Here is a 22,591-nt window from a genome sequence, read left to right on the forward strand (position 1 = left end):
TAATGCCAGAATTACCAGAGGTTGAAACAATACGAAATACATTAAAACGATTTATTCTTAATCGAACAATTGATCATGTATCTGTATACTGGCCAAATATTATTAAAAAGCCAGATGATGTGGAACACTTTAAACAACTTTTACATGGTCAAACTATTCAAGATATTGGTCGAAAAGGTAAGTTCTTATTATTCGAGCTCACAGATTATACATTGATTTCTCATCTAAGGATGGAAGGAAAGTATAGTGTCCATTATAAGGATGAGCCAATTAAAAAGCATACACATGTGATTTTCTCTTTTACAACTGAGGAGGAACTACGCTATAACGATGTACGAAAATTTGGTACCATGCACATTGTGAAAAAAGGTGAAGAATGTAATCAGAAACCGCTAAATCAATTAGGTCCAGATCCGTTTGATAAGGAATTTACATTCGATTATTTTTATAAAAAATTTAAAAATACGAACAGATCGATAAAGTCCGTACTACTTGATCAAACGGTAGTTGCTGGTTTAGGGAATATTTATGTTGATGAGACCTTGTTTAAGGCGAGAGTCCATCCGTTGAAGAAATCGGATAAGCTAACGAAGAAGGAAGTTCAGGAAATTCAAAAGCAAGCCATTCATACCCTAGAGGAAGCGGTTGCTCAAGGTGGTACAACAATACGTTCCTATGTGAATAGCCAAGGTGAAATGGGTATGTTTCAACAGGAGTTATCTGTCTATGGACAGGAAAATAAGGGCTGTAAAAATTGCGGGAAACCAATTACAAAAATGAAGGTTGGCGGTCGTGGTACACATATTTGTCTTAACTGCCAGAAGCTATAAGGGGGACAATTATGGCGTTAGTAATCGGGTTGACAGGTAGTATTGCGAGTGGGAAAAGCACGGTATCGGCAATGTTTCATACACTAAACATTCCCGTTATTGATGCTGACAAAATAGCTAGAGAAGTTGTTGAGCCTAATGAAAAAGCATATCAGGAAATTGTCAAGGAGTTTGGTAGGGAGGTATTATTTCCTGATAACACGCTTGACCGTAAAAAATTAGGATCTATTATCTTCTCCAATGATGAGAAACGTCAAAGGTTGAATGCAATCGTTCACCCAGCTGTCCGTAATCGGATGCTAGAACAAAAAGAAGCATTAATAGTGCAGGGAGAAAATTGCATTGTGATGGATATTCCACTGTTATTTGAAAGTAAATTAACACATTTGGTAGATAAAGTGTTAGTGGTATATGTTGATGAATCGGTTCAGTTACATCGTTTAATGGCCAGAGATGAATCTAGGGCTGAAGACGCGTTGGAACGAATTAATTCACAAATACCTGTTAAAGAGAAAACAAAGCTTGCTAATGCAGTGATTGATAACAATGGGACCCAAGATGAATCATTTGAACAATTAAAAGAAATACTTCGTGAATGGAATGTATTCTAGCAATCAAAACTCAAAGGATTATCCTTTGAGTTTTTTTGTGATTATAATTCCTTTTATTTTATTAATATGTTATACTTTATTCAAATAATGGATAATTAGTATATCACATTTAGGAGGACTTATGATGAGTAAAACTCGAATTGCCATTAGTGGATTTGGACGAATTGGAAGAATGGTCTTTAGGCAAGCAATTAATGATCATCATTTAGAGGTTGTTGCAATCAACGCAAGTTATCCTCCAGAAACATTAGCACACCTTATTAAATATGATAGTGTTCATGGAATTTTCAACGGAGATGTGAAAGCGCTTCAAGACGCTTTAGAAGTAAATGGACAGCGAATTGAACTTGTAAACTTTAGAGAGCCTGACAAATTGCCATGGAATCGTTTAGCGATCGATGTTGTCATTGATGCTACTGGAAAGTTTAAAACAAAAGCAGATGCTGGATTACATTTAATTGCCGGAGCAAAAAAGGTTGTTATTACTGCACCTGGAAAACAAGTTGATCGAACCATTGTCATGGGAGTCAATCATGATACGTATGATGAAGAAATTGATGATGTAATCTCAAATGCATCGTGTACGACAAACTGTTTAGCACCAGTTGTAAAAGTATTAGATGATAATTTCAACATTAAAAATGGGCTTATGACAACTGTTCATGCTTTTACAAATGATCAAAAGAATTTAGATAACCCACATAAAGATTTACGACGCGCAAGGGGATGTACGCAATCAATAATACCAACCTCAACAGGCGCAGCAAAAGCATTAGGGGAAGTATTACCACACTTGAATGGAAAATTACATGGAATGGCATTACGAGTTCCTACACCTAATGTATCATTAGTTGACTTAGTAATTGATGTTGAAGAGCCTGTTACGGAAGAAATTGTTAATCGTGCATTTCAGGAAGCTGCCAATGGTCGGATGGCAGGAATCATTCAATATAGTGAGGAACCACTAGTTTCAATTGATTATACAACATCGGAATACTCAGCAATCATTGATGGGTTATCCACAATGGTTATGGGTGATAGAAAAATTAAGGTACTGGCATGGTATGATAACGAGTGGGGTTATTCTACAAGAGTAATTGATTTAGTTAAATACGTCGGGACTTTTCTAGCGGAGAAAAAAGTATCTGTATAAATTATCATAGATTTAGATAAAGGATTGAGCATCGTTCAACATGCTCAATCCTTTTTAGTATGGAGTAGGTGAAACCTATTGCAACTTACCGGAAAAGATACTATTATCTTCTTCTTTTCGATACACTAGCTTCTAGCAAATTTATACTAGGGTAATTTTATAAAACATGTTAAAATAAATAGAGTTATATGTATATCGGATCTGTATGAAAATGGGAGTTGGATGAAATGTCTGTTGGTAAAAAAATATCTAGGATTCTTAATAATCAATCAGAAACGAATGAAAATCACTGGGATAAAGAACTTCAAACACATTATTATAAAACAACAAAAGACAAAGGATTAGCAAAGCTAGAAGAAATAATAAATCGTTCTAATCATTATAGCGTTAATTCAATATCTGTCGATCATGGGGAAATTAGCTTTAATGTCGTGAAAGGGAAAAAGGCCTTTGTAATTGCAACAGTTATTATGGTACGACCATATCAAACTGCAATTGATTTTACGGTTACGACTGAATCGACACTTCCTTTTGATTTCGGATATAGTGCAAAGCTAATAAAGCAGCTATATGCCGTCATAAATAAAGAGCTGCAACTTATTGAAAAGAATCATTAATAGTTGCCAGGTGAATGGAGTTTAACAGATGAGATGTTCAAATTGTCAATATAAAAATACGAAAGTTTTAGATTCAAGACCAATTGAAGAGGGACGCTCTATTCGGAGAAGACGTGAATGTGAAAAGTGCGGACATCGTTTTACGACGTTTGAACGGATAGAGGAAGTACCACTTATTGTTGTGAAAAAAGACGGTGCAAGGCAAGAATATAGCCGTGAAAAACTAATTCGAGGATTAATTAAAGCATGTGAGAAAAGACCTGTTTCGATTGAAAAAATAGAATCCATTGCAGTGGATGTTGAGAAAGAGTTACGTAATACAGGCGCTTCCGAAATTGATAGCAAGGAAATAGGGGAAATGGTCATGGAACGTTTATCTAAAGTGGATGACGTAGCATATGTGCGTTTTGCTTCGGTATATCGTCAATTTAAAGACATAAACGTTTTCTTAGATGAATTAAAAGATTTAATGCAATCAGAACGAAATAAATCTTGATGATACGTACAAGGAAGGAAGGGTTAAGTTGAACTACATCGGAAAGATATTACCAGTAGATGGCTATAGTGTTGCCTTAAATGGCAATCTACCAGTTGACTATACGAAAGCATTAACCCATCTTTACCAACCTTTACTCGGAATAAAAGCAATTATGTTATATCAAACTTTACTACATGAAATAGAGTTCCAACGAGAAGAATCTACAATCCAAACCCATCATACTTTAATGAATTATTTAAATATCCCGCTTGACGAAATTTATGAAGCAAGACTTAAGCTGGAGGGAATAGGTCTATTAAAAACCTTTGAACATGAAACGTCGGAAAAAACGATTTACCATTATGCGCTTCAATGCCCATTCTCACCTCATGCTTTCTTTCAGGATGCCATGCTAACGCAGCTCCTATCGCATCATATCGGCAAAGCAAAGTTCAATATGATTCGTTCAGCATATGTAGATCGAATGGCTAATGCGCATCCTATAGGGCAAAATGTTACGGCATCATTTAGTGATGTATTTGACACGATTATTCCAGAAATGGGTGTTCAATCATTAGACCAGACAACTGAAAATACTGGTCCAGAGCTTGAAGCTATTGACTTTTTATGGCTTGAACAAATGTTAAAGTCACGTATGATACCTTATAAACGAGTGCTAACCGCTGAGAACAAACGAGTTATGACACAAATGCTACAACTATATGGCTTAGCACAATATGAACTTGAAAAATGCGTGTTGTGGGCGTTAACGGATGAGAATTATCTAGATGTAGAAGAATTTAAGGAAGCATGTCATGATGCATTTAAGACATCAAAAAAACAAGCAACAATCCAATTAGTACCTAAAACACCTACCAAGGCAGCACCGGTAGATAATTCTGCCCCACAAACAAAAGAGGAACAACTCATTCGGGAGTTAGAGAACATTTCACCTAAGCAATTATTAGAAGACTTATCAAGCGGTAATCATGCTTCTGAACAAGATTTGAAGGTGATTCGTGAGATTATGACGACACAGGGACTCCCATCTCCAGTTATGAATGTATTAATTCATTACGTGTTACTGCAATCGAATATGAAGTTATCAAAAGCTTATCTAGAAAAGATTGCTAGTCACTGGTCTCGAGCAAATTTAAAAACAGCAAGAGAAGCCATGATGTTTGCAAAGCAAGAGAAAGAGCGTTATCGTAGCTCTACGGAGAAACAAACAACGAGTAAGTATTATAAAAAGCGAACATCAACAGAGGTTATTCCAGATTGGTTTAAGGATCGTAAGCAAACACCGACTGCAAAACAATCCGAATCATCAGTTGATCTGGAAAAAGAAAAAGCAGAAATCGAAAATCTACTGAAGCAATATGCGAGTAGTAATAAAAAATAATCATTTTCAAGGATGATTTAGAGATGAAACCAGTACAATCTACACTTAAAAAGTGGATGGAAAAGAATGAAAACTTTAAAGATAACTATAACAAGATTAAAAATGAAGTGTTAAACGATTCAGAGATTAAAGAATTCTTATCGTTGCACCCTAGTTTATCACAGCGTGAAATTGAGAAAAGCCTAATTAAGCTATATGAGTATAAATCACAATCCAAACAATGTAATCATTGTTCTTCATTTGGTTCTTGCCAAAATATGATTCCAGGTTATTCACCGATACTTCGGGTTGAAAATAACGAAATTCATTTAAGTTATGAAAAATGTCATAGTCGTATTATGTATGAAAAAGAACAACAGCAACAAACGCTTATCCAGAGCTTATATATGCCAAAAGAAATTCTTGAAGCAACAATAGATGGAATTGATAATGATCCAAAGAGAAGTCAGGCAATCCGGGAAATTCTGTCTTTTCTAGGACAAGTAAAAGATGGAACACCTCAAAAAGGCCTTTATTTTTATGGTCCATTTGGTGTCGGAAAGACCTATTTTCTAGGTGCCGTTGCAAATGCATTGAAAGAGTATGACATCTCATCCATGTTAATTTACATGCCTGAATTTGTTAGAGAAATTAAATCCTCTATTAAAGATGACTCTATTAATGAGAAGATAGAGTACTTCAAAAAAGCAGATGTCTTAATGCTTGATGATATTGGAGCTGAAACGCAATCAGCATGGTTCCGTGATGAAGTTCTTGGCACTATATTACAATATCGCATGATGGAGAGATTGCCTGTATTTTTCACTTCCAATTATAGTATGAAACAGCTAGAGGAACAGCTAGCAAAATCTACTCGAGGTGATATTGAGGAGGTTAAAGCAGGTAGAATATTAGAACGAATAAGACAAGTGAGTTCAGAAGTACCTATTATTGCTGATAACCGAAGAAAATAATGATAAAGCCAGTAAAAGATTATCTTTTATTGGCTTTTTTAATGGTACTAATTCACACACTATTCCTTTACTAAAGTTACTAGTTTTAATGGATTATACATTTTTTACATACTATGTCCATATAATGTAACAGTTTGGTTTGGATGAGGGTGATGTTGGTTGCTGGATGTTTATTTTTCTTCGAATAAAGAAGTGATTAGCTTCTGTGAACAATTATTTGTTTATAACAAAAAAATTGAATTGCACTGGAAAACAAGTGAAGATTGGGGGAATCATTTACAAATAGAGTTTAATCAAGCGGATAACTTACTAGTCGATTCCATCGTAAAATCTATGGTGGATGTATTTGTAGATCATCGATTATCCTCGATGATTCAAAGTATCATAGAAGAATTTTATTATTATACGGATCGAGATGAAATTGAAAAAATTCTAGAGATAACGCATTGGATATTAGCAGGAGAAGATGATGAGAGTATTCAAGTAAGAAAGCAAAAGGATGATCCAATGCAGCTTCTATATTCCTTATTTGTGTCCAATGTAAAAAATACGACGACTATTCATTTTGATTCAATCGTGAATTTTCGATTAAAGGTGTTTAAGGACCATCTTGTTAATATGGTTGGTTTAGCTATCGATGAATTTAAACGTGAGGAAGACCATCAGGAATTTGTTAATATGTTACGAGAATATATTGCGAAGAAAGAACCGAGCTACAATGTAGTTCATATAGTACAAGGTAATCCATTTGCATTCTTTAAAGCAAATGGGAAACGTTTTACAAGAATGGAATTAAGGATGATTATGCAGAAGGAGCCTTTATACATTGTAGGACTCGATGACGATGAACTTAATCTAGCCCCTTTAGTTTCAATGGCGCCAAAGAAGATTAAGATTTATGGTGATCATCCTTCAGAACCAAAAACATTAACAGTCATAAATGTTTTTCAGGAGAGAGTTGATTTCGAACCATATAATAAATTTCCTTTTCCATATTATTTAAAAAATGACGAATAGGACTTGATTATCAAAACGACTAGCGTTATAATTTGTTTTATATTCATTTATAGTTTAAATCAGTAAAGATAAGGACAAGGTCATTTGACAACTGTTCTGGCAAGAGAGGGAAGCCATCGGCTGAAAGCTTCCTCAGGCAGCCAAATGATTACCACCTTTGAACTCTGCTTTTGAAATCTAGTAGATGGCAGCGTATATCTGCGTTAAAGATTTAAAGCCGTAATTGTTTTACGGGAAATAGGGTGGAACCACGTGACAAACGCTCGTCCCTTTGCATATTTGCAGAGGGGTGGGCGTTTTTTAATGTTTTATAATATGGATAAAGGAGTGTAACAAATGGCAGAAATCACAATTGTATTTCCAGATGGAGCAAGTAAACAATTTCCACAAGGAACAACTGGAGAAGATATAGCAGGATCAATTTCTCCTGGTCTTAGAAAGCAAGCTTTAGCGATTAAATTAGATGGAAAGCAATATGACTTAAAGCGTGAATTAGATCATGGTGGAGCAATTGAAATCATTACCTATAAGAATCAAGAAGGTATTGAGGTTGCACGTCACTCAACTGCACATTTAATGGCCCAAGCGATAAAGCGCCTATATAAAGATGTTAAATTTGGTGTTGGCCCTGTTATCGAGGAAGGTTTTTACTATGATTTTGATATGGAAGAAAAAATCACGCCAGAAGACCTTCCGAAGATTGAAAAAGAAATGAAGCGGATTGTAGATGAAAATTTACAAATTGAACGAGTGGAAGTTTCACGGGACCAAGCCAAGAAAATGTTTGATGAAATCGGTGATGATTTAAAGCTTGAATTAATCGATGCAATTCCTGAAAACGAACAGGTTACGATTTATAAACAAGGAGAATTCTTCGATTTATGCCGTGGCGTCCATGTGCCATCAACAAGTAAGCTAAAGGCTTTTAAATTACTAAGTATATCAGGTGCTTATTGGCGTGGTGATAGTAACAACAAACAGCTACAGCGGATTTATGGAACTGCTTTTGAAAAGCCGGCTCAGGTTGAAGAATATCTACAAATTCTTGAAGAGCGTAAAGAACGCGATCACCGCAAGCTAGGAAAAGAACTCGATATCTTTACAATCAATCAAAAGGTTGGTCAAGGATTACCGCTATGGTTACCGAAGGGTGCAACGATTCGCCGCCAAATTGAACGTTATATTGTAGATATAGAGGAACGTCTAGGTTATAACCATGTGTATACACCAGTACTAGCTAATGTTGATTTATATAAAACTAGTGGACACTGGGATCACTATCAGGAAGATATGTTTCCTGTAATGGAAATGGATAATGAGGAATTAGTACTTCGACCAATGAACTGTCCACATCACATGATGGTATTTAAAAATCAATTATGGAGCTACCGTAATCTTCCAGTTCGTATTGCGGAGCTAGGAACGATGCATCGATATGAAATGTCTGGTGCACTAGCAGGATTACAGCGTGTTAGAGCTATGACATTAAATGATGCCCATATTTTTGCACGTCCAGATCAATTGAAGGAAGAATTTATTCGAGTTGTGGAATTAATTCAACATGTGTACAAAGATTTTGGTATTGAGGATTATTATTTCCGCTTATCCTATCGGGATCCTGAGGACAAAGAAAAGTATATTGATGATGATGAAATGTGGGAAAGAACACAGGGTATCTTAAAAGAAACAATGGAAGAAATGAACGTAGAGTATTTTGAAGCAGAAGGTGAGGCTGCATTCTACGGTCCAAAATTAGACGTTCAGGTTAAGACTGCTTTAGGTAAAGATGAAACATTATCGACTGTCCAAATTGATGTGCTTCTTCCAGAACGGTTTGAGCTTTCTTACATCGGGGAAGATGGTAAAGAGCATCGCCCTGTTGTCATTCACCGAGGTGTTGTTTCAACAATGGAACGATTTGTTGCATTCTTATTGGAAGAATATAAGGGAGCTTTTCCTACTTGGCTGGCACCAGTTCAGGCTAAGGTTATTCCGGTATCACCACAAGTTCATTTGGATTATGCGAAATCTGTTGCTGAGAAGTTGCAACTGCAAGGAATTCGTGTACAAGTGGACGAACGTGATGAGAAGATTGGCTATAAGATAAGAGAAGCACAAACTGAGAAAATCCCGTTTGCGCTTGTCGTTGGGGATAATGAAATTGCAGATAATGCTGTTAATGTAAGAAGATATGGCGAACAAAACTCCGAAACAATCGCTTATGAAGACTTTGAAAAAATGATAAAAGAAGAAGTTGATTCTAAAGTATTACGTAAAAAGAAGTAAGCTCTAATGGTATACTAGGCTTTTCAAAATAGGATAAGTAGTGTATACTAAAGATGTAAAAAGGGTTGACACTTTATTCAATTGTATGCTATTGTATAAAAGTTGAATAAAATTGAATGATCTTAAGACAAGTAGAAGCACCCGCTTCTCACCTGATCAACGCATGAGCAGTTGGCTGGTTAAACATCTTTATTTGAAGACTAAAGACGTGTGGGTGCATTTATGTGCCCGCATTTTTTGTTTGATATGAACTTGTCAATGATGGATCAGACCCAAAAATTATTTGGAGGTGGCTGGCTATTAGCAAAGATATGAACGTTAATGAAAAAATTCGTGCGAAAGAAGTACGACTGATTGATTCAAATGGTGATCAGCTTGGTGTGAAATCACGTCAAGAGGCATTGGAATTAGCACAAAAACAAAACTTAGATTTAGTTTTAGTTGCTCCAAACGCAAAACCGCCTGTATGTAGAATCATGAACTATGGTAAGTACCGTTACGAGCAACAAAAGAAAGAAAAAGAAGCTCGTAAAAATCAAAAAGTTATTAACGTAAAAGAAGTTCGCTTTACACCTGGAATTGGCGATCATGATTTTAATACGAAATTAAAAAATGCTCGTAAATTCTTAGAAAAAGGCGACAAGGTAAAGGCTGCAGTCCGTTTCCGTGGACGCGCAATTACACACAAGGAGCTTGGCCAAGAGGTATTAGATCGCTTTGCTAAAGAAGTAAAAGATATTGCAACTGTTGAATCTAAACCGAAGATGGAAGGTCGTAACATGTTTATGATGCTTGCTCCAATTACTGAAAAATAAAGTGAATCTTCAATCAGCTGGGGAGTTTTCCCCATTGATTGATAGGTACTCCGAAAAAATAATAAACGATTGAGCATTCGAGGAGGAAATCAACATGCCAAAAATGAAAACCCACAAAGGTTCTCAAAAACGTTTTAAGAGAACTGGTTCTGGAAAAGTAAAAAGATCACATGCTTTCACAAGCCATATGTTCGCACATAAATCTCAAAAGCAAAAACGTAAATTACGTAAAGGTACTCTAGTATCTTCTGGAGATTACAAGCGCATCAAAGCAATGCTTCCTAAATAATAGTGACATTGCGGGATTAGCTATTTTTACACAACATTCTAAAACTAAATGGATATACAATTGGATTTGTATTAGGAGGGAATTATTATGCCACGTGTTAAAGGTGGAACAGTTACGCGCGCACGTCGTAAACGCGTACTTAAGTTAGCTAAAGGTTATTATGGTTCGAAGAGAACGTTATTTAAAACTGCAAAACAACAAGTAATGAAATCAGGTCAGTATGCATATCGTGACCGTAAACAGAAAAAACGTGAATTCCGTAAGCTTTGGATCGCACGTATTAATGCTGCAGCTCGTATAAATGATCTTTCATATAATAAATTAATGCATGGTTTGAAATTAGCAGGTATTGAAATCAACCGTAAAATGTTGTCAGATCTTGCTATTAATGATGAACAAGCTTTTGCACAATTAGCTGATAAAGCTAAAGCTGCATTAAATAACTAATTATTTATAACCAAATCAGTTCAGCTGATTTGGTTATTTTCATGAAGAGAAGAGGTAGTTGTCAATTGAACGGTTTAATGGAGTTACTATTTTACATAGGCTTTGCAAATTTGCTAGGCTTTGCGTTAATGGGAATTGATAAGAGAAAAGCTGAGCGTAATAAATGGCGCATACCAGAGCGTACGTTATGGGGAGTGGCGATTTTAGGTGGGGCCATCGGTTCCTATTTTGGTATGAAAGTCTTTCGGCATAAAACAAAACACCAATCTTTTCGAATTGGCATGCCATTATTAATCCTAATTCACGCTGCTTTAATTGGATATTTTTTCATGTCATAATAGCTCGTCTCTTGTCATATACATTTTAAGGACGAAACAAAAAAGTGTAGTTACTAAGATAAATGGCTCTTGAAATATCTGCAATTAGAAGGAGGCAGCTTATGGAGCTCTTTGGGAACTATATAATGGCATTCATTCAGACGGGAGGATTCTTTGCACCATTATTATTTATTAGTGTTCATTTGCTCCGGCCATTATTCTTTTTGCCAGTAGTATTTATTTGTGTATCCGGAGGGATCATTTTTGGTGTATTTGCAGGTACTATCTATTCGATTATTGGAATTACGTTATCAAGCATAATATTTTATTTTGTCATCCGATGGTTGCCAAAAACATTTGAACGCTTTACCCGTATGAAACAAAAGTTAATTGGACGGCATACTGAGTTAACCACTACGCAAATAACGCTTTTAAGGCTTATTCCTTTTATACATTTTCACTTATTATCGATTTGTTTAATGGAGATTACATCGAGCTTTAAAGAATATACAAAATCGTCGCTGTTAACCAATATACCTCTAGCAATTGTTTATACGTCAATCGGTCAATGGCTATCCAGCTTATCCCCAATACACATCCTCTTTTCATTAACGGCTTTACTTCTATTGATATATTCACTACGACGGAAAGAAATTATTATTAAGTGGGAAGACTTTTTCCAAACGAGTACGTAAAGAAGCTCATCTATGTATACCATAGATGAGCTTTTTTACGTATGGGTTAACAATAACTTATTAATTGGATGCTTCCAGTTAATTTTGGCATGTGGATACCTGATTAATAGTTCCTTTTCTAAGAAATAGATATCATCCCTTGACAATCCTTGTAGTTCTAATGAATTGACTACCGTAACGTGAATATCGATAATCTCAAATGAGTTATCTGTAGTACCTACATATTTTTCACCGACAAATTGACATCCTTTATAAACAAATTGAATATTTTTCTTGCTATTACTGGGCTCATCAATAAAATAGAAGCCACTTGAATCCTTTGCATGCTGCAAGAGTCTTTGAGGATTGCGAAAGTATTGTATAATAGAATACGTAAGCAATAGTACTGCAGCAATGATAAGGATGCGAAATAAGATTACAATCACTACCATCGTCTCCCTGGTATTTTGTTATTATCATCCAATACGTATTAGTATGATACAAGGTTTCATAATTTTTATGAAAAATTTTATAAAAAACGAAAAGAGGTAATGATATGGACTGGAAATCACTATTTTCCATGCAGAAACAACTGGATACATATATTGAAGAAAATCATAATCTATCGGAAAAGGACTTATTTGAGGATAAATATCTAGCCTTATTAGTAGAACTAGGAGAGCTAGCAAATGAAACTAGATGCTTTAAATTTTGGAGTAATAAGAAACGAGGCGATTCCCAGACTATATTAGAAGAATTTGTAGATGGTATTCATTTTATCTTATCCTTAGGTATTGAAAAGGGACTTAGATTTGAGGCAGAAACAGTTAAGCAGTCGAATAAATTGGAAACAGAACTCTTTAATACGGTATTTGAAAACGGTGTTGTGTTTAAAAATCAACCAATTCAGCCAAACTATAACCGCTTATTTCAAAGCTATTTAGAATTAGGACTAAAGCTAGGCTTCCAAGAAGCAGATGTAAGACAGGCATATATAAAAAAGAATGAAGTAAATTATGAACGACAAAATCAAGGGTATTAATATCCTTATTTTAAATTTCGCGTTATACTAAATAAAGAAATAATTTTGGGAGGTATACATATGGCTAAATTAGATGAAACATTGTCCATGCTGAAGGATCTAACAGATGCAAAAGGGATTTCTGGAAATGAAAAAGAAGCAAGAGATGTTATGGAAAGATACATTACGCCTTATGCAGATGAAGTATTCACAGATAATATTGGGAGCTTAATTGCTAAAAAAGTTGGTGATGAGAATGGTCCGAAAGTTATGGTTGCTGGTCATCTAGATGAAATTGGTTTTATGGTAACTAGAATTGATGATAAAGGCTTTGTTTATTTTCAAACCATCGGTGGATGGTGGAGCCAAGTGATGCTATCTCAGCGCGTAACGATTGTTACAGCTAAAGGTGATGTTACTGGTGTTATTGGTTCAAAACCACCACACATTTTATCCGCTGCAGAACGTAAAAAACCTGTTGATATAAAAGATATGTTTATTGATATTGGAGCTTCTAGTAAAGAAGAAGCCGCTGATTTTGGTGTAAGGCCAGGAGACTCCGTTGTACCATATTTTGAATTTACGCCGATGAAGAATGAAAAGATGCTTCTAGCAAAGGCTTGGGATAACCGAATTGGTTGTGCCATTGCGATTGAAGTATTGAAGCAATTGAAGAATGAACAGCATCCGAATATTGTTTATGGTGTTGGCACGGTGCAAGAAGAAGTGGGACTACGTGGAGCGAAAACGTCAGCACATACTATTAAACCAGATATTGGATTTGGGGTAGATGTAGGGATTGCTGGTGATACACCAGGAATTAAGGAACATGAAGCTGATAGTAAGATTGGAGAGGGACCACAAATTGTGTTGTATGATTCTTCCATGATCTCACATAAAGGTGTTCGTGACTTAGTTATTCAAACAGCTGAAGCGAATAATATACCTTTCCAATATACATCCATAGCTGGTGGTGGAACAGATTCAGGATCTATTCATCTAACGGCAAATGGTGTCCCATCGTTATCAATTACAATCGCTACACGTTATATTCATTCACATGCAGCAATTTTACATCGTGATGATTTTGAAAATGCTGTTAAACTGATTGTTGAGGTTATTAAGAAGCTTGACCGTGAAAAGGTTAATGAAATTTTCTTAGCTTAAACAAAAACTATCATAACCAAAAAATGGTTCCGCTCATCCGTAATCGATGCCTGGAACCATTTTTTATTTGTATTTATGTAAATTTGCTTCTTTTATCTAAGTTACTATCATTCCATACGAAATAAATTAGAAAGAAATGATAAATTTGTAATTAAAATTACTCTTTAAAGTAATATATTGTTGCTTTAAAGAGTAATGTATATTACCATATAAAGTAAGGGGGTGAAATAATTATGGAAAATATAAGATTGAATGTTTCGTTATTACGTAGAAGAGTACCAAATCTTACAAGTGCGGCTAAATCAATAGGCTTGCGTCCTGCCACTGTTTCGAATCTCTGTACAGGGAAAATCCCAATTGAACGTGCCGAAGTACGAACCTTAGTTGCACTAGCATCACTTGCTCAATGTAGTTTAGATGAGTTGATACTAAGAGGGGAGTCTGTGGAGATGATTGAAACTAAAATTAAAACATTGGATTTGTTTTCACCTATTTCAAAGGGAGGAACGGTTGGCTTAGTAGCCCGCCCAGGAATGGGGCAACTAGTTTTGTTGAGTGAATTATTTTATAGACTTCAGGATGAGGGCTACGCCATCATTTTATTACAGCCACAAGGAGACCATCCTGAATTAAAGGATGTTACGGAGTTTAGGGACATTCATATTGTCCATTCTATTGAAAGTGCTTCTGAAAAGATCCTTTCAATTGGAGCAGAGCAAGATATTATTTTTACAGCTGATCGTTCGCACGTACTAACCGGAGAAATATTTGAACTACAGGACCGACTTGAAGGTTATAACATTAAAACGGTGACTACAATTTTACTTGACTTAAAAGGGGCTGTGGTAGACGAAGATCTTCCGTATGGACCTTTAGAAACTTTATTATACTTTGATGCAGACCTCGCAGCTAGACATAGCTTTCCAGCCGTAAATCCGATTGTTTCTACTTCTTCTGTTTTGGAAGGGGCACACTTAGACCAAAACCATCTATTCACCCAACAAAGAGCCCGAAAACTACTGCGTCGCTATCGAGAATTACGTTCGATTGTTACAGTGAGAGGAATGGATAAGCTTCCTGCATCTGAGCAAGAAACATATCACAGAGGGGAAAGACTCGAAGCTTATTTAACCCAACCATTTTATGTAGCAAAGAAATATTCTGGAATAGAAGGAGAATCTGTCGATTTAAATACGACACTGAATGATGTTCGAAAAATATTAGATGGAGGAACAGACTCTCTTGATACGAAAGAATTATCTTATATAGGAAAACTCTAAACCCTGTAGCGTATTTAAAAAATCCGGTTTATCGAGTGAAGCATCTGATAATCCGGATTTTTGTGACCTTATATAAATGAAAGACTCTATACAGAAGTTCAAATCGTTTTATCATACATATAAAGCCAATCCGATACGGATTGGCTTATGCTAAGTAGCTCTGTAATACTTTTTTAACATAGTTTTGAGTTTCCTTAAATGGAGGTATCCCTTGATATTTATCAACATTACCTGGACCGGCATTGTATGCAGCTAAAGCCATTTCAATATTACCATTGTAACGATCTAGCATTTGGCGCAAATATTTTGTACCACCATTAATATTTTGTTGTGCATCATAGGAATTTATAACGCCGAGTCCTCTAGCAGTAGTAGGCATTAATTGCATTAGGCCTTGAGCACCAGCGCTGCTTTTAGCAAATTGATTATAATTTGATTCAGTTCTGATGACCGAATGAATTAATTTTTCATCTACTCCATATTTGCTTGAAGCTTCCACTATAAAATCATTATATTCATCAGTTGATGCCTTTACTGTGGATGCTTGTCCAATTCCAGAATTAATTGTATTCATATAAGAATAGGGCAACGAACTTGAATAAGTCTGATTAGTTGTTGTCATAGTAGTATTGGGAACACTCATTTTACTCTCTAGTATTTGTTTAAAAGCCATGTCTACCATTGGCGAATAGCTAGATAATGAACCATTATTTGAACTCATGATTGACATTGCTTGGTATTGCATGAGCATTTGTAAGTATTTAATATCCATTGTTAAATCGCTCCTTATCCACTATTCTATTTTACTATATTCTCCAATAATTACTAGAGTGAAATTATTTCCTTTCCGGTATTTTTCAAGATTTCTGGATAGAAGGTATCCTCTCCAATGCAGATGGCACGATCGCACAACTCTGTAATTTCATCCATGTCGTGTGAGGTATAGATTATCATACGATTCTTCTCTTTTGCTTGTTTGAATAAATATGAGCCAATCTCCTTTTTGGACTTTAAATCAATTCCTACCGTTGGTTCATCCAATAATAAAATAGAAGGCTCATGAATTAGTGTAATTGCTAAATTTAATTTTCTCTTCATCCCACCAGATAGTGTTTTTACAGGCTCATTCCATTTTTGAAGATTCATATCAAGACATAATTGCTTTAATTCTTCACTACTTTTAGATTGAAATGACAGTTTCTCAAAAAATAGCATGTTTTCTGCGACAGTGAGCTCCTCCCAAATCGCAATATCCTGTGGAACATAGCCTATATACTTTCTGAGTGCTTTTCGATTTTTGGCATAGCCTTGTTCAAAGAGCTCAACATCGCCACTAGAAGCTTGTTCTAGAGTGGCAATAATCTTAAGCAGTGTAGATTTTCCAGCGCCATTTTCTCCTATTAATCCAACGATTTCACCTGGTTTTATTTGAAAGGAAATATTGTTTAAAATAGCATGCTTATGATATTGCTTACTAATGGACTTTACATTAAGCATTAGACCGCTCCTTTCGCGTGAGAATAAGTAGTACAAGTATCATACTAATTAGTAACCATAAAACTGTCATTCTTTCATTTAGAAATGCATCAAGTGGGTTGATTATCTCGGTCCAAGGACCTTTTAGCATAAATCCATTTACTGGTAATACTACCCCACTAATTGTTGCAGCGATTAATGTGATAACAATCGCCATACCATAATACATGCCACTGCTTTTAAAAGAATGTGCAAGGCTAAAGGCTAACAAGGTTAACATGATTCGAAAGCTTAGTAAGGATACCAAAAAGTAAATTGTGACCTTTTCCTGCAAAACAATTGAAAATATAGTCAAGCTAGCAATATCAAATAAGAAAAATAGTGCCATGTATATACAAATTGTAAAGGCAAAATAAGTGAAATGTGATGGCTTGATAAATGAAAAGCGAGTGGATACTGCTAAGGCTTTCTCACGAATGATCCAATCAGATAAAAAAAGTGTGCTAATTACACTTAAAATCGCCCATAGTCCCCATGTATTCCACGAAATGAGTGAAGTTTCGGTAGGGGATTCTGCAGAGTCATTGTAGTGAAAAGCTGTATATAGTAAGTTTTCATCCTGTTGAATCTCAATACTTTTTTCACTTATATCTTCCCAGGTCCAGGAATTCTCACCTTGATAATGCTCATTTAATTGGATAATATAATGTGCTGCTTTTGAACGCCCGGTATCTTCTTGGACAAGCGAAACAATCATCTCTTTTACAGGTGAGTATGCAAAAGAAAGGTCTGTTCGATAGCTTGACAATAGTTTATTTCGTTTCCCATTCAATATAGCTTCTTCAAAGCCCTCATGAATAATATATACACTATCAAGCTCATGTTTTTCTAATCGATATAACGCATCCTCTTCAGTTGTTTTGATAACTCGGACTAGCTCAGATTCTTGTATAGAATTTAGTAGCTGAAGAGCTATATCGGTTTGCTCCTCTATTACTAGTCCAATAGGAACTTTAGAATCCTCTTGCAAGGAGTCTGTTATGGTAATAATGAAATAGGTTCCTACAATTGGCAGTACTAACCAAATAAGCATTGAAAGCCATTTCTTTTTCCATAGGAGGAGTCGAGTGTAAAGAATATTAGTCATGATTGTACACGCTCCTTAATGGACGAGATTCCCAATAGAAAAAGGAATCCAGAAACAGTTGTGATTAATAAAGGAATAAAGTCCACATACAAACGTCCATTTAGTAATATTTCCTCTAACCAGTTATATGCTTGATAGGAAAACAGAAAAGAGAGATAGTCCTGAATGTACAGTGGAAAATAGATTTCTGGTATGAGTGCTCCACTAGCAAATAATGTAACAATTGTTAGGAAGATTTGTACGAGTAGTCGAACTTTATAGGATTTAATTATTGTATCGATTACTGCTAACAATAAGAGAAATCCAAGATTGTATAAGACAATTAAACAAGTCAATCTCCAGTAATTGTCAGAATTGAAGTCAAAGTTTAATATCTTGATGATCCCAATGAATAATAACACTCCTAAAAATAATGTGATTAAGAAGGTAACAATTAATCTGGCAATTGTTTGTTGCAGACCTGTAACACCATACAGTGTCATTCTTCTTTGGATGGAGCTGGAACTTTCTTTAAATAAAATATGGTGAATAGTAACTATCCATATCGTCAAAATAAAAAAGCCTGCTGCCAATCCAAAATATTGCTTTGGTGAAGAACTAGCATTATTAGTTCGTAAATTTTGATCTAGAATACTATCTTTTCCGATAGCGTACAGCAAAAATTCATTAAACTGCTCCAACATTATTTCGTTTCTCGTTTCAGAATCAAGTTCTAATTGCTTAGTGTAATGATTAATGGTCAGGATATTTGCTTGAGAAGAACTGATATGTCTAGCTGCGCTATCCACTAACTCTTTGATAAAATAGCTTTCCGTTGGACGCTTTGGATTTCCAACCACAGTTACGACGACAGATTGTCCATTGTATAGTTTAGTTGTAAATTTCTCTGGAAATAGGATGTAAGCAGCTAACTCATCATGGGCTATATCTTGAGTTGCTTCATTTTCTGTCATTCGATTCATTTGTACAAAGTCACCTAACTGAGAGGACTCTTCTAGTAAACTAACAATCATCTCCGTCTCAGTGGATTGATTTAAATCAACTAGTCCAATTTGCAATGGCTCATCTTCCAAATTTGAAAAAAAGTGAACAATAATAAATACGATTAATCCCATTAATACGATTGGAAAAAGCAAAAGAAGAGGAAGTGATAGCCACTTCCTCCTGAGTTGTACAAAATTATTTGTAGTGAATAAAGTCACGAGCTTCAGGAAATACATGTTTCCACCTTCTTTGATACTAGATAATGTGCCTGATTAACGATGAATCGTATTATTCAAATCCAAGCAGCTATGCTTATAATCCAAAACCAACAATTCCCATTAACCATTCTTCAAATTGTGGAGTTACTTCTGTTTCAAAATATGTCATAATCTCATCTACATTCATGCTTCCAATATCTTTAATATTATCATCTGATGGTAGTTCCACTCCATCTGTAACTTTCGATTCTTTATCGAGATACAAGATGACTAAATCCTGCATAATATCGTCACTTGCAACTGTTAGCTCATGCTCAGATTGCATTTGATCACCATCGTACGTTGCATTACCAGACCAAATAACGTCAACGGTATACCCTGTTTCATCAGTAAATGAGACGACACGTTCAAAATCTCGCTTACTATCTTTGAGTGTTTCATCAGATTCATAGACTAACTTTGTGCTACCAATGGATAGAGTAATAGAATCCTTTGTTTTACCGTCATCGTTTGATAGTGTTCCATCAACAGCAATTGATTGGTCATCACCTTGGTCGATAATGCCGAAGTCATATTCGAATGTTTGCTCGACATTTGAATAGTTTATAAGACCTTTTACGTAAAAAGTAACTAATTGATCATCAGAAGGTCCCATTTCAATCGAAAAATCTCGTTTAACAATAATATCGTCTTCTACCCAGATGGTTGATGTTAACCCATCTGGAATCTTAAAGTCATTGATATCATCAATTGCATCTTTAATTGCTGTATCATAATTCGCTTCGAATTCATCTTGAATATTTAATTCAGAATCCTCTCCAAATACAAGTGGGCCTGTATCATGACTTTGCACATAGTTAAGTAAGATTTCTTTAAAACGATCATCTTTTTCCATTTTCTTTAATGTATCGGCTATAATAACTTTTAATTGTTCTTCAGTTAAGTGGAAAGTGATTTTTTCAGTATTAACATTTTCGTTACCGATTTTTACTGTTTCATCCTCAGATTTAAATGCATCATCTGGTAAAGCGTTGTAGATCGATTTTACATATTCATCTTCTAAATAGTCTAGATCTTTTTCTGGTAGAATATTGCCCTCGAATAACATATTGAAATCAATTTTCTCTTCACCTGTGAAAGTGTAGGGATCAACTTGTTGTAATAGCTTTCCAAAGTCATCTCCCTTGAGCTGAAGTATTTCATTTAAGAAAGGTAAGCCAAGCATCATTTTTTCGGAAGTAAGGTACGCATTAAAGTTGCCAACCTCGAAAGTGCCAAAACTACCTTCAATATTTGCAGAAGCTACTTTTTCTTGACGGTCCATATTCGTCGTAACCGTAATAGTTGAATTATTAATGATTTGGTCCGCTGTAACCGGACCTGTACCACCTGGAATAGGCATATTTACTTCTGCAGATAATTCATAAATATTTTCTGTAGGATTATCAAGTGATTTCTCAGCCCATTCTAATTCAGGCTCATATCGATTCTCAACTTGCTCAGCAAACATGTCTATCGTATTTTTTTCATAGAGAAAATATTGTATTTTTGGTGAGTCTTCAATTAGGATAAATGCTGCAACACTTCCACCGACAAGTAATACTGCAGCTGCGATAACAATTGCAATAACCTTATTAAATCCTTTCTTTTTAAGTTTAACTTCAGGATTGTTCTCTTCCATTTATATTCCCCTTTCAAATATACCTACCTCTATTACATTTTATTAAAGGTAGTACTGCAAATAACCTAAAAAAATAATTAACACATAAAATGTATAACACCAAGAAGTGAAAGAGTCAATGGAATTTTCCAAATGCTAGAAATTACTAATGATTTAAACGACCTATTTCTCTCTACATTTTTCGTTGCAATAATAGGACTTTAGACATGATAATATTAAACCACTTACGAAAAATACGATGTAATTAAGTCAAATTTGAAAATAATAATAACGGTATAGGTATATAGAATCATTTTTGAAATTAAAAAAAGAAGGCACCCGAGGATACCTTCTGTTGGAGTTAACCGGACACGGCGCTTTTTACTCCTTGTTCTAATGCATCAATCATTTCTTGTTTTTCTTGCTCATTTGATTGATTCCAAATTAGTTCGAAAAGAACTCCGAGCCCTGGAAGCATTTTTTCTTCGCCTGATTGAATTGCATCGACAATTGTCGCCTCTAACTGACTTTGGTCATTAGTAGCAATATTTGATAAGATTGCCTTTCGTAAGTTAAGATCCAAAAAAATCACCCCTTTGCTTGTGGATAAGAATGGTTAAATTCCCATCTGCATATGTGTTCAAAAGTATTTCTCCAAATTGCATGATGAAACTAGGAATAGTTTGACCAGTTAAGGTTTAAATATGTATGATGGTGTAAGATTAAACAATAAGGAATGAAAAAATATGTTAACATCGGCTAAAAATGAAAAGGTTAAAAATTGGAAGAAATTACATATGCGCAAAGAAAGGATTAACTCCGAGACTTTCTTAATAGAAGGATTTCATTTAATAGAAGAGGCCATTCAAAGTAAATGGGAAATAAAAGAGATTATCCTTCAAGAAGGAACGATATTACCAGATTGGAATATCAACTGTTCCGTTACTGAAGTAACAGAAAACGTCTTTCAACAAATTTCACAAACGAAAACGCCACAAGGTATCGCAGCTGTGGTTCGTTTTAGACGTCAACAAGAAGTAACTGGAGATTATATTCTTCTACTTGATAGCATACAGGATCCCGGTAACCTTGGCACTATTATACGGACTGCAGATGCCGCGGGTTTTGATGCAGTAATCTTAGGAGAGGGAACGGTTGATTTATACAATGATAAAGTTGTTCGAGCAACACAAGGTTCTATTTTTCACATTCCTGTCAGACAGGAAAATCTTACAAATCGAATTCAGGTTTTAAAACAAGATGGGTTTAGTATCTGGGCAAGTGCCTTAACAAATTCAAAAGATTATCATAAACTGACAATCACTTCAAAAGTAGCGCTTATTCTAGGGAATGAAGGAGCAGGTATTCAAGCGAAGTTCCTTGAAACTGCAGATGAGATTGTAAAGATTCCAATCTATGGAAAAGCGGAATCCCTTAATGTTAGCGTAGCAGCAGGTATTTTAATGTATCATATTAAAGGATAATTCTTGCAATATTTGGTTCCGTTCTCTATAATTTATTTAACATGTAAATAGTTAAAAGCTATGAAAGAGCGGTTAGCAGTATGAGCATGATTACAGGGAAGGAATGTCTATGACTGAAAGCATTCCTATCATGAACTGATTAATCTTTCACTCTGGAGCTGACACTTGGACCTTTTGGATAAGTAAAGGTGTTCCGGATTGTATCCGTTATGTTAACGCTAAGTTGGGCACAATATGATGTTGTGTCAACAAGGGTGGTACCGCG

Annotated in this window: 25 protein-coding genes and 3 other annotated features (1 of these 28 cut by a window edge); of the genes, 18 read left to right on the forward strand and 7 right to left on the reverse strand. The window is 35.3% G+C overall.

What is annotated here, in order from left to right:
* The first annotated feature begins 2 nt into the window (after positions 1-2).
* From mutM to ABC228_RS00250, 14 genes are all read left to right on the forward strand, one after another.
* Positions 3-830, forward strand: coding sequence for a DNA-formamidopyrimidine glycosylase (gene mutM / locus ABC228_RS00185; RefSeq protein WP_345823070.1), 828 nt, complete (start codon positions 3-5; stop codon positions 828-830).
* Between the two features lie 11 nt (positions 831-841).
* The gene (gene coaE / locus ABC228_RS00190; RefSeq protein WP_345823071.1) at positions 842-1,441 is read left to right on the forward strand and encodes a dephospho-CoA kinase; all 600 of its coding nucleotides are present in this window, start codon (positions 842-844) and stop codon (positions 1,439-1,441) included.
* Positions 1,442-1,565: 124 nt separating this feature from the next.
* Positions 1,566-2,594, forward strand: a complete 1,029-nt coding sequence (locus ABC228_RS00195; RefSeq protein ID WP_345824139.1) for a glyceraldehyde-3-phosphate dehydrogenase — start codon at positions 1,566-1,568, stop codon at positions 2,592-2,594.
* 227 nt (positions 2,595-2,821) lie between these two features.
* Entirely contained in the window at positions 2,822-3,211 is a 390-nt protein-coding gene (locus tag ABC228_RS00200; RefSeq protein WP_345823072.1) for a cytosolic protein, read from the forward strand.
* Positions 3,212-3,239: 28 nt separating this feature from the next.
* Positions 3,240-3,707, forward strand: coding sequence for a transcriptional regulator NrdR (nrdR, locus tag ABC228_RS00205; RefSeq protein ID WP_345823073.1), 468 nt, complete (start codon positions 3,240-3,242; stop codon positions 3,705-3,707).
* A 28-nt stretch (positions 3,708-3,735) separates the two neighbouring features.
* A complete protein-coding gene (locus ABC228_RS00210) occupies positions 3,736-5,091 on the forward strand; it encodes a replication initiation and membrane attachment family protein (protein WP_345823074.1) in 1,356 nt (451 codons plus the stop codon).
* 23 nt (positions 5,092-5,114) lie between these two features.
* A complete protein-coding gene (dnaI, locus tag ABC228_RS00215; RefSeq protein ID WP_345823075.1) occupies positions 5,115-6,044 on the forward strand; it encodes a primosomal protein DnaI in 930 nt (309 codons plus the stop codon).
* Between the two features lie 159 nt (positions 6,045-6,203).
* Positions 6,204-7,061 (forward strand): putative sporulation protein YtxC, encoded by an 858-nt coding sequence (gene ytxC / locus ABC228_RS00220; RefSeq protein ID WP_345823076.1) that lies wholly within the window; start codon positions 6,204-6,206, stop codon positions 7,059-7,061.
* 56 nt (positions 7,062-7,117) lie between these two features.
* Positions 7,118-7,335 (forward strand) — a binding site (T-box leader).
* A 62-nt stretch (positions 7,336-7,397) separates the two neighbouring features.
* Positions 7,398-9,347, forward strand: coding sequence for a threonine--tRNA ligase (thrS, locus tag ABC228_RS00225; RefSeq protein ID WP_345823077.1), 1,950 nt, complete (start codon positions 7,398-7,400; stop codon positions 9,345-9,347).
* A gap of 123 nt (positions 9,348-9,470) precedes the next feature.
* Positions 9,471-9,593, forward strand: a sequence feature (ribosomal protein L20 leader region).
* A gap of 65 nt (positions 9,594-9,658) precedes the next feature.
* Entirely contained in the window at positions 9,659-10,162 is a 504-nt protein-coding gene (gene infC / locus ABC228_RS00230) for a translation initiation factor IF-3 (RefSeq protein ID WP_345823078.1), read from the forward strand.
* 94 nt (positions 10,163-10,256) lie between these two features.
* Positions 10,257-10,451 carry a 50S ribosomal protein L35 gene (gene rpmI, locus ABC228_RS00235; RefSeq protein ID WP_345823079.1) on the forward strand — a complete coding sequence of 65 codons (195 nt, stop codon included), beginning with the start codon at positions 10,257-10,259 and terminating at the stop codon, positions 10,449-10,451.
* Between the two features lie 87 nt (positions 10,452-10,538).
* The gene (rplT, locus tag ABC228_RS00240; protein WP_345823080.1) at positions 10,539-10,898 is read left to right on the forward strand and encodes a 50S ribosomal protein L20; all 360 of its coding nucleotides are present in this window, start codon (positions 10,539-10,541) and stop codon (positions 10,896-10,898) included.
* Between the two features lie 65 nt (positions 10,899-10,963).
* Positions 10,964-11,236, forward strand: a complete 273-nt coding sequence (locus tag ABC228_RS00245) for a DUF1294 domain-containing protein (protein ID WP_427902199.1) — start codon at positions 10,964-10,966, stop codon at positions 11,234-11,236.
* Between the two features lie 101 nt (positions 11,237-11,337).
* The gene (locus tag ABC228_RS00250) at positions 11,338-11,910 is read left to right on the forward strand and encodes a TVP38/TMEM64 family protein (RefSeq protein WP_345823081.1); all 573 of its coding nucleotides are present in this window, start codon (positions 11,338-11,340) and stop codon (positions 11,908-11,910) included.
* Between the two features lie 35 nt (positions 11,911-11,945).
* Here ABC228_RS00250 and ABC228_RS00255 read toward each other — a convergent pair whose 3' ends face one another.
* Positions 11,946-12,335 carry a sigma-w pathway protein ysdB gene (locus tag ABC228_RS00255; RefSeq protein ID WP_345823082.1) on the reverse strand — a complete coding sequence of 130 codons (390 nt, stop codon included), beginning with the start codon at positions 12,333-12,335 and terminating at the stop codon, positions 11,946-11,948.
* Between the two features lie 110 nt (positions 12,336-12,445).
* Between ABC228_RS00255 and ABC228_RS00260 the strand changes: the two genes are divergently transcribed.
* From ABC228_RS00260 to ABC228_RS00270, 3 genes are all read left to right on the forward strand, one after another.
* Entirely contained in the window at positions 12,446-12,931 is a 486-nt protein-coding gene (locus tag ABC228_RS00260) for a dUTP diphosphatase (protein WP_345823083.1), read from the forward strand.
* Between the two features lie 60 nt (positions 12,932-12,991).
* Complete coding sequence (locus ABC228_RS00265) at positions 12,992-14,077, forward strand: M42 family metallopeptidase (RefSeq protein ID WP_345823084.1); 1,086 nt, start codon at positions 12,992-12,994, stop codon at positions 14,075-14,077.
* Between the two features lie 233 nt (positions 14,078-14,310).
* Complete coding sequence (locus ABC228_RS00270) at positions 14,311-15,357, forward strand: ATP synthase beta subunit C-terminal domain-containing protein (protein WP_345823085.1); 1,047 nt, start codon at positions 14,311-14,313, stop codon at positions 15,355-15,357.
* Between the two features lie 145 nt (positions 15,358-15,502).
* On the opposite strand, the gene ABC228_RS00275 is transcribed toward ABC228_RS00270, so the two are convergent.
* The 6 genes from ABC228_RS00275 to sspI all read right to left on the reverse strand — a co-directional run bounded on the left by ABC228_RS00275 (position 15,503) and on the right by sspI (position 21,425).
* Complete coding sequence (locus tag ABC228_RS00275) at positions 15,503-16,129, reverse strand: lytic transglycosylase domain-containing protein (RefSeq protein WP_345823086.1); 627 nt, start codon at positions 16,127-16,129, stop codon at positions 15,503-15,505.
* A 53-nt stretch (positions 16,130-16,182) separates the two neighbouring features.
* Positions 16,183-16,854: an ABC transporter ATP-binding protein gene (locus ABC228_RS00280; protein WP_345823087.1), complete on the reverse strand. Its 672-nt coding sequence runs from the start codon at positions 16,852-16,854 to the stop codon at positions 16,183-16,185.
* A complete protein-coding gene (locus ABC228_RS00285; protein WP_345823088.1) occupies positions 16,847-17,980 on the reverse strand; it encodes an ABC transporter permease in 1,134 nt (377 codons plus the stop codon). Before ABC228_RS00285 ends, ABC228_RS00280 begins: the two co-directional genes overlap by 8 nt.
* Positions 17,977-19,200, reverse strand: coding sequence for an ABC transporter permease (locus ABC228_RS00290; protein ID WP_345823089.1), 1,224 nt, complete (start codon positions 19,198-19,200; stop codon positions 17,977-17,979). Before ABC228_RS00290 ends, ABC228_RS00285 begins: the two co-directional genes overlap by 4 nt.
* Before the next feature lie 76 nt (positions 19,201-19,276).
* Positions 19,277-20,863, reverse strand: a complete 1,587-nt coding sequence (locus tag ABC228_RS00295) for a DUF6583 family protein (protein ID WP_345823090.1) — start codon at positions 20,861-20,863, stop codon at positions 19,277-19,279.
* A gap of 340 nt (positions 20,864-21,203) precedes the next feature.
* Positions 21,204-21,425, reverse strand: a complete 222-nt coding sequence (gene sspI / locus ABC228_RS00300; protein WP_345823091.1) for a small acid-soluble spore protein SspI — start codon at positions 21,423-21,425, stop codon at positions 21,204-21,206.
* 163 nt (positions 21,426-21,588) lie between these two features.
* On the opposite strand from sspI, the gene ABC228_RS00305 reads away from it, so the two are divergent.
* Positions 21,589-22,326, forward strand: a complete 738-nt coding sequence (locus ABC228_RS00305; protein WP_345823092.1) for a TrmH family RNA methyltransferase — start codon at positions 21,589-21,591, stop codon at positions 22,324-22,326.
* 51 nt (positions 22,327-22,377) lie between these two features.
* Positions 22,378-22,591 (forward strand) — a binding site (T-box leader) (it continues 21 nt past the right edge of the window).

Origin of the sequence: Ornithinibacillus xuwenensis (genome assembly GCF_039614845.1) — a bacterium.
Lineage (GTDB): Bacteria > Bacillota > Bacilli > Bacillales > Amphibacillaceae > Ornithinibacillus > Ornithinibacillus xuwenensis.